The organism is Pseudonocardia sp. EV170527-09 (genome assembly GCF_008369905.1).
Taxonomy (GTDB): domain Bacteria; phylum Actinomycetota; class Actinomycetes; order Mycobacteriales; family Pseudonocardiaceae; genus Pseudonocardia.
Genome location: NZ_VRMC01000121.1, coordinates 1 through 11,618 on the forward strand (window position 1 = coordinate 1; position 11,618 = coordinate 11,618).

At 71.8% G+C, this 11,618-nt stretch carries 15 protein-coding genes and 1 pseudogene; 7 read left to right on the top strand and 9 right to left on the bottom strand.

Going from position 1 to position 11,618, the window contains the following annotated elements:
- A partial coding sequence (locus FVA95_RS25525) for an integrase core domain-containing protein (RefSeq protein ID WP_149662779.1) occupies window positions 1-170 on the top strand: 170 nt, incomplete at its 5' end.
- Here FVA95_RS25525 and FVA95_RS25530 read toward each other — a convergent pair.
- Together FVA95_RS25530 and FVA95_RS25535 are read right to left on the bottom strand one after the other, a co-directional pair.
- A complete protein-coding gene (locus FVA95_RS25530; RefSeq protein ID WP_149666411.1) occupies window positions 167-1,273 on the bottom strand; it encodes a serine hydrolase in 1,107 nt (368 codons plus the stop codon). The two genes, FVA95_RS25525 and FVA95_RS25530, sit on opposite strands and share 4 nt — an antisense overlap.
- A gap of 57 nt (window positions 1,274-1,330) precedes the next feature.
- The gene (locus FVA95_RS25535) at window positions 1,331-2,131 is read right to left on the bottom strand and encodes a class I SAM-dependent methyltransferase (RefSeq protein ID WP_161992442.1); all 801 of its coding nucleotides are present in this window, start codon (window positions 2,129-2,131) and stop codon (window positions 1,331-1,333) included.
- A gap of 380 nt (window positions 2,132-2,511) precedes the next feature.
- On the opposite strand from FVA95_RS25535, the gene FVA95_RS25540 reads away from it, so the two are divergent.
- Window positions 2,512-2,775, top strand: a complete 264-nt coding sequence (locus FVA95_RS25540) for a hypothetical protein (protein ID WP_149666413.1) — start codon at window positions 2,512-2,514, stop codon at window positions 2,773-2,775.
- Window positions 2,776-2,793: 18 nt separating this feature from the next.
- Here FVA95_RS25540 and FVA95_RS25545 read toward each other — a convergent pair whose 3' ends face one another.
- Both FVA95_RS25545 and FVA95_RS25550 read right to left on the bottom strand, forming a co-directional pair.
- On the bottom strand, window positions 2,794-3,003 hold the full coding sequence (locus FVA95_RS25545) for a hypothetical protein (protein ID WP_226358927.1): 210 nt from the start codon (window positions 3,001-3,003) through the stop codon (window positions 2,794-2,796).
- 19 nt (window positions 3,004-3,022) lie between these two features.
- Entirely contained in the window at window positions 3,023-4,189 is a 1,167-nt protein-coding gene (locus FVA95_RS25550; RefSeq protein WP_161992443.1) for a GNAT family N-acetyltransferase, read from the bottom strand.
- A 91-nt stretch (window positions 4,190-4,280) separates the two neighbouring features.
- Between FVA95_RS25550 and FVA95_RS25555 the strand changes: the two genes are divergently transcribed.
- On the top strand, window positions 4,281-5,918 hold the full coding sequence (locus FVA95_RS25555; protein ID WP_149666415.1) for a CocE/NonD family hydrolase: 1,638 nt from the start codon (window positions 4,281-4,283) through the stop codon (window positions 5,916-5,918).
- Between the two features lie 143 nt (window positions 5,919-6,061).
- Here the strand turns inward: FVA95_RS25555 and FVA95_RS31420 are convergent, their stop codons facing one another.
- Entirely contained in the window at window positions 6,062-6,427 is a 366-nt protein-coding gene (locus FVA95_RS31420) for a hypothetical protein (RefSeq protein ID WP_149666416.1), read from the bottom strand.
- Window positions 6,428-7,394: 967 nt separating this feature from the next.
- Here FVA95_RS31420 and FVA95_RS25570 point away from each other — a divergent pair.
- The 4 genes from FVA95_RS25570 (at window position 7,395) to FVA95_RS33240 (ending at window position 9,391) form a co-directional block, all read left to right on the top strand.
- Window positions 7,395-7,751: a helix-turn-helix transcriptional regulator gene (locus FVA95_RS25570; RefSeq protein WP_149666418.1), complete on the top strand. Its 357-nt coding sequence runs from the start codon at window positions 7,395-7,397 to the stop codon at window positions 7,749-7,751.
- Complete coding sequence (locus FVA95_RS25575; protein WP_149666419.1) at window positions 7,748-8,416, top strand: cation transporter; 669 nt, start codon at window positions 7,748-7,750, stop codon at window positions 8,414-8,416. The genes FVA95_RS25570 and FVA95_RS25575 overlap by 4 nt, the downstream gene beginning before the upstream one ends.
- A gap of 305 nt (window positions 8,417-8,721) precedes the next feature.
- Window positions 8,722-8,901 carry a hypothetical protein gene (locus tag FVA95_RS32240; RefSeq protein ID WP_205015990.1) on the top strand — a complete coding sequence of 60 codons (180 nt, stop codon included), beginning with the start codon at window positions 8,722-8,724 and terminating at the stop codon, window positions 8,899-8,901.
- A gap of 328 nt (window positions 8,902-9,229) precedes the next feature.
- On the top strand, window positions 9,230-9,391 hold the full coding sequence (locus FVA95_RS33240) for a hypothetical protein (RefSeq protein ID WP_208818977.1): 162 nt from the start codon (window positions 9,230-9,232) through the stop codon (window positions 9,389-9,391).
- Window positions 9,392-9,668: 277 nt separating this feature from the next.
- On the opposite strand, the gene xerC is transcribed toward FVA95_RS33240, so the two are convergent.
- The 4 genes and pseudogenes from xerC to FVA95_RS32250 form a co-directional block, all read right to left on the bottom strand.
- The gene (gene xerC / locus FVA95_RS25585; protein ID WP_240051726.1) at window positions 9,669-10,757 is read right to left on the bottom strand and encodes a tyrosine recombinase XerC; all 1,089 of its coding nucleotides are present in this window, start codon (window positions 10,755-10,757) and stop codon (window positions 9,669-9,671) included.
- Window positions 10,758-10,763: 6 nt separating this feature from the next.
- Window positions 10,764-11,042, bottom strand: a complete 279-nt coding sequence (locus FVA95_RS33245) for a hypothetical protein (protein ID WP_240051727.1) — start codon at window positions 11,040-11,042, stop codon at window positions 10,764-10,766.
- Window positions 11,042-11,245, bottom strand: coding sequence for an AlpA family transcriptional regulator (locus FVA95_RS25590; protein ID WP_149666420.1), 204 nt, complete (start codon window positions 11,243-11,245; stop codon window positions 11,042-11,044). Before FVA95_RS25590 ends, FVA95_RS33245 begins: the two co-directional genes overlap by 1 nt.
- A 143-nt stretch (window positions 11,246-11,388) precedes the next feature.
- Window positions 11,389-11,618 (bottom strand): annotated as a pseudogene (locus tag FVA95_RS32250) (DNA repair protein RadA); the annotation flags it as partial.

Here is an 11,618-nt window from a genome sequence, read left to right on the forward strand (position 1 = left end):
GGACCCTGGCCGACGGCTGGGCCTACGCCCGACTCTATGAGTCGACCCGCCAACGCAACGACGCCCTACCCGGCTGGCTGCACTTCTACAATCACCACCGCGCTCACTCCGCCATCGGCGGCCAGCCACCAGTCACCAGGCTGACCAACCTCCCTGGACATCACACCTAGGCGAAGGTGCCCTCGTTGGCGAGGCCCTTCGTCGCCGGGCCGTCGATCACGGTGGAGAAGCCGAGACCGAAGCCGACACCGGAGAACGCGGACTCGGAGAAGATGGGGCGCCCGACGGTGTCGAGGTCCCCGCAGCCGGGCAGGTGGTTGCGGGTGGCCCGGGCGAGCGTGCGCGGGCCGAGGATCCGGGCGCCGTCGAGCTCGCCCCCGCGGGCGAGCATCCGGGCGAACCGCAGGTAGTCGCCGGTGGTGGACAGCAGTCCGCCGCCGCCGGAGAGGAACGTGGGCTCGCGGGTCGCGGCCCGGGCGAGCACCTTGTTCTCGACCAGGCCGCCGCCGGGCCGGGCGTTGTAGAGCGTGGCGAGCCTGCCGGCCTGCGGGGAGTCCTCCGGCACCCAGAACGCGGTGTCGGTCATGCCGAGCGGCTCGGTGATCTCCTCGCGGAGGAACTCGTCGAGCCGGCGCCCGGAGGCGACCTCGACGACCCGGCCGAGCACGTCGGTGGCCACCGAGTAGTTCCATTCGGTGCCCGGCTGGAACAGCAGCGGGAACGACGCGAACTGCTCGCTCGCAGCCGCGAGGTCCATCCCGGACGGCGCGCCGAACTCGAAGCCCTTGGCCCGGTACATCTCGTCGACGGGGTGGGCGTGGTGGAAGCCGTAGGTCAGGCCCGCGGTGTGGGTCAGCAGGTGGTGCACCCGCACCGGTTCGAGCGCGGCCACGGTGCCCGGGTTCTGCGCGGAGCCGCCACTGTAGACGCGCTGCTCGGCGAACGCCGGGATGTAGCGCGACACCGGGTCGGTGAGCTCCAGCGCGCCACGCTCGGCCAGCATCAGCGTGGCGACCGAGGTGATCGGCTTGGTCATCGAGTAGATGCGCCACAGCGTGTCGTCGGTCACCGGGGCCGCGGAGTCGAGGTCGCGGACGCCGAGGTGGGTCAGGTGTGCGAGCCGGTCGTGGCGGGCGACGGCGATCGTCGCGCCGGCGAGGCGGTCGTCGTCGACATAGCGGCGGAAGTGGCTGTCGATCCGGGCCAGCCGGGCGGGGTCGAGGCCGACCTCCGCCGGGTCCGCCTCGAGCGTGCCGAAGGTCGGGGAGGTCACGGTCACGACCCTACCCGCGAGCCGCGTCCACGGTTCTGACGATCCTGCCGCCCCGGCTCAGACCGGAACGATCTCGTAGCGGGCCAGGCGTTCGCCGCGCAGCGCGGTCGCCCGCAGCGCCGCCGCCAGTGCCCGCGACGCCCGCGGCAGCCGGGCCGCGACCTCGGCGGGTGGGGACGCCGCGTCGCAGGAGGCGGCCAGGCGCAGCCCCCACGGCTCCAGCTCGCGCGGGTCCTCGCAGGTCCAGTCGACCTCCAGCTCGCGCAGCGGGCCCGCGGCGAGCCGCCCGGCCGCGCCGCGGGACAGCAGGTCGGTGACGAGCTCGGCGCCCGGGAGCATCCGCGCGGCGGTGAACACGATCCGCTGCACGCCCTGTTCGGGCAGCAGCGTCAGTACCCGGTCGGAGACGACCAGGTGCGGGCCGGGCAGGTCGCGGGCCAGCTCCAGCCAGTCCTCGTCGAGCGCGGACCCGGCCACCAGGTGCGCCGGGCCCGCCAGCAGCTCGCGGCGCAGCTCGGCCACCCCGGGCAGCTCGACGTCGACCCAGTGCGCCGGGCCCTCGTCGCCGAGCCGTCCCGCGCGGTCGCCCAGACCCGGCCCCAGCTCGACCACGGTCCCACCCGGGTGCCGGCGCGCGAACTCGCGCACCCACTCGTCGAACACGGCGACCCGCAGCAGCGTGGACAGCGTGTCGGCCCGTCCGGGCGCCGAGCCCAGGTCCAGGTCCTCGGCGACGACGACGGCGGCGTGGTCCCCGACCACCGGATGGCGGCGACGGGCGTCGCGGGCCCTGGCGTGTGCCGCGGGCAGCGACGTCGCCTCGAGCGCGTGCAACCGCGGACGGCGTCGTTGCGTCACGGTGTCCTTCCCCCTCTCCAGCGGGCCTCCGCGGGGCGTCGGCGCTGGTCGCGCGAACGTACTAGTTGCCCGGCGGGGCGCCCGAGCCGGGAGGCGCCGGGCGGTGGGTGGCCCGCGGTCGGTGGCCCGTGGGCGGTCCCGCCACCGGGGCGCGGCCGCGGGGTCGCGGATCTCCATGACGGGGCCGTGTCCCCCGCCCTCCTCACCTCCGCCGCGCACGACGACGCCGCGGCCCGGATCGGCTCCGGGCGCGTGCTGTCCGCGACGGCACCGGCCGCCGCGGCCTGAGCCCCGTCCCGGCGTGCGTCGATGACTTCGGCGCTCCCGGGCGGTCGGAGCCGGTGTGGGCACCGTGCCCCGCACCGGAACGGGGGTGGCCCATGTACGACGACACACCGTCGCGGACATGGACCCGCACCGTCGTCCTCGCCCCCGGTGAGATCCGCCCGCACGTCGAGGACGAGTGGCGGGACGCCGTCGTCGTGGTCGACGCCGGGCGGATCGAGCTGTGCTGCGCCGCGGGCGGGAGCCGGACCTTCGGTGCCGGTTCGGTGCTGTGGTTCACCGGGCTGAACCTGGCCCGGATCCGCAACCCCGGCCCGGACGAGGCGGTGTTCCGCGGCATCACCCGCGGGCCGCCCTGACCCGCCGGTCCCCTCTCCTCAGCCGGCCGCGTCGAGCGCCCGCTGCCAGATCCCGTTGCGGGTGGCGACGAGCCCGAGCTCGCGCGGGTCGGTCACGCACACGCCGCGGGGGCGGTGGGTGTCCCACAGCGCCGCGTCGTCGAAGACGGCTCCGCAGCCACCGAACCTGCGGCAGCAGTGCGCCCGGTCCGGCCCCACCCACTCGGTCCCGCAACAGGACATCCGCATGATCCGCACGGCGGGCAGGCTACGGGGCACCCCCGACAGTTCCAGTGGGCGGCGGGACCGGGTCGGTGGCGAGCAGGTCGTACCAGACCCCGTCGTCGACGATCTCGTTCTCCGTGCCGTGCACGCCGTCGGCCCGCGGGCGGCCCCACAGCCGGAACCCGGCGCGCTCGGCGACGCGGCGGCTGGCGGTGTTGTCCACCGCCGCGCCGAGCTGCAGCCGGTGCCGGCCCATCCCGCCGTCGGCGACCGGGGTGAACGCGTGCCGCACGACGCGCCGGACCGCCGCGGACACCGCGCCGCGGCCGCGGGCGTCGGGGTGGGCGCGGTAGCCGACCTCGCCACCGGTCGGGGAGTAGGGCCGGTCGGTGCCGAAAACCGAGAGAGTGCCGAGGTAGCGGTCGTCGTCCGGGTCGGCGATCACCCAGCCGACGCCGGCGCCCAGGGAGCGCTCCAGCGGATGGTCGCGCAGCCAACGACGAGCGTCGTCGTCGGTGTAGGGCACCGGCAGTGTGGCGCTCCACCAGCGAGCGACGGGGTCGTTGCACGCCTCGACGTGCCGGGCGAGGTCGGCCTCGGTCGGCGGGCGGAGCCGGACGCCGTCACCGTCGAGCACCGGGTGCGGCCACCACGTCGTCGCGGGGGGACGGTCGGCAATGGGTGTGCCGGGCAGCAGGACGGCGGTCCAGGCGTCGACCAGGCCGCCCTCGGCGGGCAGGGCCAGGGTCCGGACACCCTCGAAGCGGAACCCGCAGGCGTGCGCCACCCGCCAGGACGCGACGTGCCCGGCACGGCAGTCCCAGTGCAGCGCGGCGAACCCGGCGACGTCGAAGCCCCAGTCGGCGGCCAGCCGCAGCGCACGGCTCGCGAACCCCCGTCCGCGCGCCCAGGGTGCGAGCAGGTAGCCGACCGACGGCACCGGGTCGCGGCGCAGGTCGATCGAGCCCGCGTAGCGGGGGCGGCCGTCGTGCTCGGCCTCCACCGCCCAGGCGAACTGGCGGCCCTCGGCCCAGCGCTGCTCGGTGAGGTCCACCCACTCGCGGGCCTCCCCCGACCCGAACAGCGGGGACAACGTGGTCCAGCGGTGGGCGACCGGGTCGCGATGGACCTCGAGCATGCCGGGGGCGTCGGCGACGAGGTGTCCGCGCAGGGTCACGACCCCGTCGGTCAGCACGGGAGGGACGGTCACCGCATCACCGTCACCGGCCACGCCCGGTCGGTGCAACCGGGTTCTCCTACGATCGACGGTGTCCGCAGGGGGCGGGCGAGGGGGAGGTGTCATGACCGCGCTCACGGAGCGACTGGTCGACCGCAGGCTCGGATTCGGTGCCGACGAGCCGTACGTGCGCGAGCGTGACCTGCGGGTCCCGCTCTCCGACGGTGTCGTCCTGCTCGCCGACCTGTACCGGGCGCCCGGCCCGCTGCGGCCGCGTCCGACGGTCCTGATGCGCACCCCGTACGGCCGCGACGGCCTCGGGTCGATCATCGGTTCGCTGCTGGCCCGCCGCGGGTTCCAGGTGCTGGTCCAGTCCACCCGGGGCACCTTCGGCTCGGGCGGGCAGTTCCGCCCGTTCCTGCACGAGAGCTCCGACGGTCTCGACACGCTCGCCTGGGTGCGCGGGCAGGACTGGTGCGACGGCCGCGTCTCGATGGTGGGCCCCAGCTACGTCGGACACACCCAGTGGGCGGTCGCCCCCTACGCCGACCCGGGTCTGTGCTCGATGAACGCCGACATCACCGCGTCGGAGTTCACCAGCACCTTCTACCCCGGCGGCGCGCCCGGCCTGCTGAACCTCGCGACCTGGGTGAACCAGATCGGCCGTCAGGAGCGGATCGGCGCGGTCACCGGCTTCCTCGCGACGCCGGTGTTCAGCCGTCGCAAGCGGCGCGCGGTGACCTCCCAGCCGCTGCAGGCGGCGGACGTCGCGCTGACCGGGGCGCCGGTGGTGTTCTGGCGGGACTTCGTCGAGCACGCCGAGCAGCCGCGCGAGTTCTGGGCGCCCGCCGAGCACGACGGTTTCGACGCCGCCGCGATGCCGCCGGTCTGCATGGTGACCGGCTGGTGGGACCTGTTCCTGGACCGTCAGCTGGTGGACTTCACCGCGCTGCAGCGGGGCGGGGCGACGGCACGGATCACGATCGGCCCGTGGTCCCACGGCGACCGCGGTTCGCTGTCGACCATCGCCCACGAGATGGTCCACTGGCTGGGTGTGCACCTGCACGGCGGCGAGCACGACGGCCGCGCCCCGGTCCGGGTGTACGTGCAGCACGCCGACCGCTGGACCGACCTGCCGTGCTGGCCGCCGCCGGAGGCCCGCCCGACCGAGTGGTACCTCGACGCCGGTGGCGGGCTGGGTCCCGACCGACCCGCCGGGACTGCTCCGCCGTCACGGTTCGTCTACGACCCGGCCGACCCGACACCGACGGTCGGGGGCCCGATGCTCCAGCCGCCGTCCAAGCAGCTGGACAACCGCACCGTCGAGGCCCGCGACGACGTGTGCGTCTGGACCGGCCCGCCGCTGGAGTCCGACCTGGACCTGCTCGGTCCGGTGTCGGCCGTGGTCTACGTGCGGACCGAGACGGGGATCGGCGACGTGTTCGTACGGCTGTGCGACGTCGGCCCCGACGGGGCCTCGATGAACATCACCGACGCGATGCACCGGCTGGTGCCCGACCGCGAGGCCACCGCACCGGACGGCACGACGGTCGTCCGGATGACGTTGAGCCCGACCGGGTACCGCGTGCGAGCCGGGCACCGGCTCCGGGTACAGGTCGCCGGCGCGGCGTTCCCGCGCTTCGCCCGCAACCCGGGAACCGGTGAGCGGACGGCCACCGCGGTCGACGGGGAACGGATCTCCTACGAGATCCTGCACGATTCCGAGCACCCGTCGCACGTGGTGTTGCCGCACCACCCCTGACGTCCCCCGCCGCATTGCCGGCTCTCCCCGGAAATGCGGACATCCCCCGCTCCGGTCGGAAGAGCAGGGGATGTCCGAGAAGTGCAGGGTCACCGATGACGGGACCACGGTCCCGTCATCGGTACCCGGTGGTGCAGGAGCACTCAGTCCTGGACGTTGGTCTGGGACTCGCCCTGCGAGCAGTCGCTGAAGCCCGGGGCGTCCTCGCCGTTGGTGGCCTGGCCGCCGAGGATGCCCAGGATGCTGGCGGCGACGTCGGCGCTGTTCAGCGTGCAGGAGAGGACGTTGGCGTTGTTCAGGGCGTTGACGTCACCGACGTTGATCAGGCCGGACTGGACGCTGTTGCGGTCCTTCTCCAGGTTGTTGATCTGGTCGGCGTTGATGCGGTCGCCGCCGTGGCCGTGCCCGTGGCCCTTGTCCCAGCCGCCGTCACCCGCGAAGGCGAGCGGGGAGATGGCGAGCAGACCAGCGGTGACGCCGGCGGTCAGGATTCCAGCCTTCTTCAGCACAGTTATTTCTCCGTTGTGTACGGGGTCCGATGTCGGACCGGCGTGTTCGGCGTGGGTTCGGGAGCCCCGCCGATGCACAGAACGCTATCCGCTCCGTCCCCGATCCAACGAACTTTCTACCACTATCGGATGAGAGGCATTACCGAGCGCGAGGTTATTGCTCTCTTCCGGCAGCCGAGGGGCCGCGGAGATGTCGCTTCCGGACGCCCGTTGCGACGCATCGTCACCACAGTGGACCCGAATGGACGCGCATCCTTTTGTCAGAACACTCTCCGTGACACGTCGTCCGCTCGACCGTGTCGATGCGTCACCCCGTCGGTATCAAGGGAGTCGTTCCGGACACGCCATCGCAGCCGTTCTCGGACGGGTTGTTCACCCGTCACCCCATCGATGACGAGGCCGCGAGCGGCGTGAGGGCTGCTCCGTTCTGCCCGAGATCGAGGGCTCCGCCCGGGGCGGGCGCCTCCGTCTTGCTCGCGCTGCGCCGTGACCACCGGTTCGTCCGGCTGGCCGCGGAGCGCCGGTGCGTCCGCCCGGCACCGGCGAACCTGCACACGGCTCAGACCCGAGCAGGTTCCGGGGGCATCGGCTGGGTGAGGCTGCTGGGCACCGGGCAGGGGGTGCTGGCGGCACGACAAGGCTCCTGGCTCGTGGCGATCTGGCTCGCGGCCCTCGTTCTGTGGCTGGGCGTGACCGCGTACCACGCGTCGCTGGAACCGGCGTTCCGATCCTGGGAGGAACGACGTCGTCCTTCGGACGAGGCCGGCGTGGCCGGCCGCGGCCCTACGACCTCCGGCACGCCGCGGTGTCCACCTGGCTCAACGGCGGTGCCCCGGAGTTCGCATCCTGGGCCGGACACACCCGGGCCGCAGGCGTCCCTGCGGCCGGCGCCGCGGCGTGGACCATGAACCGACCGAGGCGGAACCGGTCCTTCCATTGCATCGCCGTACCTGACTAACATCGCCACATGGCGATGGATTGCTGTCCTGACGTCAGCCCGGCGGTGGCCCTGTTCCGCTCGTTGGCCGACCCGGCCCGGCTGGCCATCGTGCTCCGGCTCAGCCAAGGCGAGGCGCGTGTCGTCGACCTGACCCACCACCTGGCCCTGGCCCAGTCGACAGTGTCGAAGCACCTGGCGTGCCTGCGGGACTGCCGCCTCATCGACTCCCGCGCCGAAGGACGCCAGTCCTACTACCGCCTCGTGCGCCCGGAGCTGATCGATCTCCTGCGCAGCGCCGAGACCCTGCTGGCCGAGACCGGTGACGCGGTCGCCCTGTGCCCGAACTACGGGACCGTGGAGCCCGCCGAGGAGGAGGCGTCGTGACCCTGTCGCTCTCCGCCGACCGCCGCGCGGTTCTCACGCGCCGCATACGTCTGCTCGTCGCGATCACCATCACCTACAACCTCGTCGAGGCCGTGATCGCCATCGCCGCGGGCCACGCCGCCTCCTCGATCGCACTGATCGGATTCGGACTGGACTCCGTCATCGAGGTCAGCTCCGCCGCGGCCGTCGCCTGGCAGTTCGCCGGCCGCGACCCGGCCCGCCGCGAACACATCGCACTGCGGGTCATCGCATGCTCCTTCTTCGCCCTCGCCGCCTACGTGACCGTCGAGGCACTGCGAGGCCTGTTCGGAGACGCGGAGGCCGACCGGTCGGCAGTGGGCATCGTCCTGGTCGCAGTCAGCGTCGCGATCATGCCGTTCCTGTCCTGGGCCCAACGCCGCGCCGGGCGCGAACTCGGCTCAGCCAGTGCTGTCGCCGACTCCAAGCAGACGCTGCTGTGCACCTACCTGTCGGCCGCGGTGCTGGTCGGGCTCGTCCTCAACGCTGCCCTCGGCTGGTGGTGGGCCGATCCGGTTGCAGCTCTCGTGCTTGCCGTCCTGGCTGTGCGCGAGGGCCTGAACGCGTGGCGAGGCGAGGGCTGCTGCGCTCCGCAGCTCGGGACTGCCAGGAGCACGGACGCGTGTTCGGCTGGCTGCTGCCACTGACGGTCGCCTTCTGGATTCGGCCCCGCCTGGTGGACATGGGGCCGGGTAGCCGAGCCACAGCGCCGCGAACGGGCCGGAGGTGCAGTGAACGAGCGGCGGGGCCGGGGTGGCCGGGCCCACGCCGCCGGAGGCAGCGCCGTGACGCCCTGGCGCTACGTCTCGACGGAGGGCCGGCCGGGCCGTCCACGGTCAGCCGGAAGCGGGCGATCCTGCTCAACGCCGTCGAGTGCGCTGTCGCGCGTGGGCACCTGACCTGCAGTCCGCTGACGTCGATCACGTGGCGGGCACCGAAGCTCGCCGAGGCCGTGGACCCGCTCGTCGTGATCGACCACGGTCAGGCAGGCACCCTGTTCGCGGCTGTTCGGCAACTGCGCTCAGCCCCGCCACTCGTCGCGTTCTTCGCGGTCATGTACTACGCCGCTCTGCGCCCCGGTGAGGCTGTGGATCTTCGCAAGGAGGCGTTGGCGCTACCGGAGTCCGGGTGAGGCGAGCTGTACCTGAGCACGTCGGATCCGGCCGCCGGTCGGTCGTGGAGCGAGTCCGCAACCAGCCGGGAACCGCGTCAGCCCAAGCACCGCAGCGTGGACGAGGTGCGGGTGGTCCCGAGCCGCCGGAGCTGACCGCGGTCCTGCGCGAGCACCTGGCCGAGCACGGCACCACGTTGGACGGTCGCCTGTTCCGCGGGGCCCGTGGCGGTGCTCTGTCCGAGAGCCACTACGGGCGTCTGTGGGCTGCTGCCCGGCTGGCCGCGCTTTCGCCGGAGGAGGCCACCTCGCCGCTCGCCCACCGTCCGTACGACCTCGGCACGCTGCGGTGTCGACGTGGCTCAACGGGGGCGTCCCGGCTACTCAGGTCGCCCAGTGGGCCGGGCACAGCGTCAACGTCCTGCTGCGGGTCTACGCGAAGTGCATCGCCGGTCAGGACGACGCCCTGCGCCGCCGAGTCGAGCAGGCTCTCCGCGACGGCCGTTCATGATCGCGTCCGTGATGCGTCCGTGAACACCCGTAGAAGCCCGGTCACAGCCGGACGGACCCGGACAACGAAAGAGACCCCCGGTTCCGGCGTTTCCGCAGGTCGGGGGTCTCTTTCACCTGCTGTGGCTGGTCCAGGATTCGAACCTGGGAAGGCTACGCCGACGGATTTACAGCCAGCCGCCGCTTCCCGACTCACACCGTCTCTGACGTGCTGTAACAGTCATGGGTATCCGTGGTGGAGCGACCGGCGGCCCACGCATGACCCACGGGGGCCTCGCTCACGCCCCGTCCAGCCGCTCGGCGACCCGGCGGCGCGCCTCCGCCTCGCCGCCGTCGAGACACTTGGCGTAGACCCGCAGGAGCACGCTCACGGTGTGCCCGGCCCACTCCGCCACCCTGGTGGGGTCTCCCGTCGCGTTAAGCCATGTCGAGACCGCCGCGTGGCGCAGGTCGTAGGGCCGCTTCGCCAACGGAGAGGCGAGAACCTGCTCTGTGAACGTCGCGGTTCGCGCCCGCTCCCAAGCTCTCCCGTAGACGCTGCTGGACAGCGGCGCGTCGCTCCTCATCGCCCGAAACAACCGGCCGTCAGGAGTCGTGCCGTAGCGAGCGATGTGCGCCCGGAGCAGCCCAACGAGAGCCGGAGAGCAAGGAACGATTCGGCCCTCACCCACCCCCCGATGTTTCAGCTCCCGCTCCTCACCTGGGGTTCCGTGGTCGGTCCATTCCGCACCGACTTCCGGCGCCGCTCGCCTCAACGCGATCTCTCCCCATCCCTCGTCCGGAAGGGTCAGGTTCTGCTCACGCAGGTTGACCGCCTCCTCGGGACGTAGAGCCGCGTAGTACATCGACGCAAAGAAGGCGAGCAGTCTCGGCGAATCGTCCTCAACGAAACGAAGAAGTGTGCGCGCCTGGACCGGATTGACGACGCTTCGCTGGTCGATCTCACGCAGGGCGACCTTGTTTCGCTTCACCTTCATCTCGCCAACGGGATTGACAGCGAGCAAACCTTTCTCAACCGCATAGTCCATAGCGTTTCGAAGTGTCGTCCGACGAAGACGGATCGTGTTCTTCGCACACCGGTCCCCGTTGGCAGTCCTCTCGATCTCGGACAACAGGTGGCGCAGCTTCACGGGCTTGGCGACCTCCGAGACCGTCGGAGACGAACGGTCCAGCCAGCGGGTCACCTTTTCGATCTCTACGGAAATAGGTCGAGCCCGTGCTGCAGGATTGAACGCCAGCCGGAGGGCCACCCCCATGAGGCGACGCTCCGGCTCGCCGGGTCGACCGTGGAACACTGCTCGCGAGATCGCGATTAGATTGTCCGCGGTGCTCTTGCGAGTCTTCGGCGCACTCTCCTTCCACTTCATGTCAGCCTAGTCCCGCGCAAACTCGATCCAGCTCATATTTACCGACTCGCGCAGGGCCGCCGATGGAATTCCATGCTCGACATCGAATGCCTGCCCCTGCCGGGCAGCGGTGAGCAATTCCGATCGAAAGCTGTCAGCCTGAGCGCGAATCTTGAACGACCTCTGAAAACGTCCGCCCGGCTCCAGCATCCACCGAACTACGTAACGAATTGGCTTGCGTTTTCCGTCCTCCACCTTGTAGCGAGTCTGAATGTCCCAGATTCGCACCTCGAAAGTGGTCGCCATCAGGCGGCCACCTCTTCCAGGCTGTCGAGCCAGTTTTCGAAGTCGGTGCGGCGGATGCGGATCTCGCCGTTGGGGAGCTTGATGCAGCGGGGTGCGCGTCCTTTGGCGCGCCAGTCGTAGAACGTGGATCGGGAGATGCCGAGTTCGGTGCAGAGGTCGGTGACGGTGAGGTGGGCGGGCGGCCGGCTCAAGGTGGTCTCCATCCGGGCGGGAGTGACAGCGGGGGTAGTGGTGTCACTCGGGTGTCACAGCGGGTTCGCGCAGGTCAGAGCAGTTCGGGTGACGGTGTGACAGCAGCGGGCCCGGGGTGGTGGGCCACGGGTGTCACTGCGCCGCGGTAGGGCTGTCACTGGTGTTCTCCCAGGTCAGCGGGGTCGCAGTGACGTGGTGACAGCAGTGACAGCGGTTCTCGGCCGGGGCTGTCACGGCCGTCACCGCTGTCACCCGGGACGGCGTCGGCGGGTCGGTAGGTGCCGCCGGGTGCGGCGTGGAGCTGGTGGTCGGCCTGCATGCGTCGGCAGGTCTGGCGCACGGTCCCGGCGTCGAGGTTGAGCGCGTCGGCGATCTCCTTGGGCT

Excerpts from the sequence above, each read along its gene's own strand:
- FVA95_RS25540 (WP_149666413.1), top strand. The coding sequence starts at position 2,512 with ATGTACGACGACACACCGTCGCGGACATGGACCCGCACCGTCGTCCTC.
- FVA95_RS25545 (WP_226358927.1), bottom strand. The coding sequence starts at position 3,003 with ATGCGGATGTCCTGTTGCGGGACCGAGTGGGTGGGGCCGGACCGGGCG.
- FVA95_RS25555 (WP_149666415.1), top strand. The coding sequence starts at position 4,281 with ATGACCGCGCTCACGGAGCGACTGGTCGACCGCAGGCTCGGATTCGGT.
- FVA95_RS25570 (WP_149666418.1), top strand. The coding sequence starts at position 7,395 with ATGGCGATGGATTGCTGTCCTGACGTCAGCCCGGCGGTGGCCCTGTTC.
- xerC (WP_240051726.1), bottom strand. The coding sequence starts at position 10,757 with ATGAAGTGGAAGGAGAGTGCGCCGAAGACTCGCAAGAGCACCGCGGAC.
- FVA95_RS33245 (WP_240051727.1), bottom strand. The coding sequence starts at position 11,042 with ATGGCGACCACTTTCGAGGTGCGAATCTGGGACATTCAGACTCGCTAC.
- FVA95_RS25590 (WP_149666420.1), bottom strand. The coding sequence starts at position 11,245 with ATGGAGACCACCTTGAGCCGGCCGCCCGCCCACCTCACCGTCACCGAC.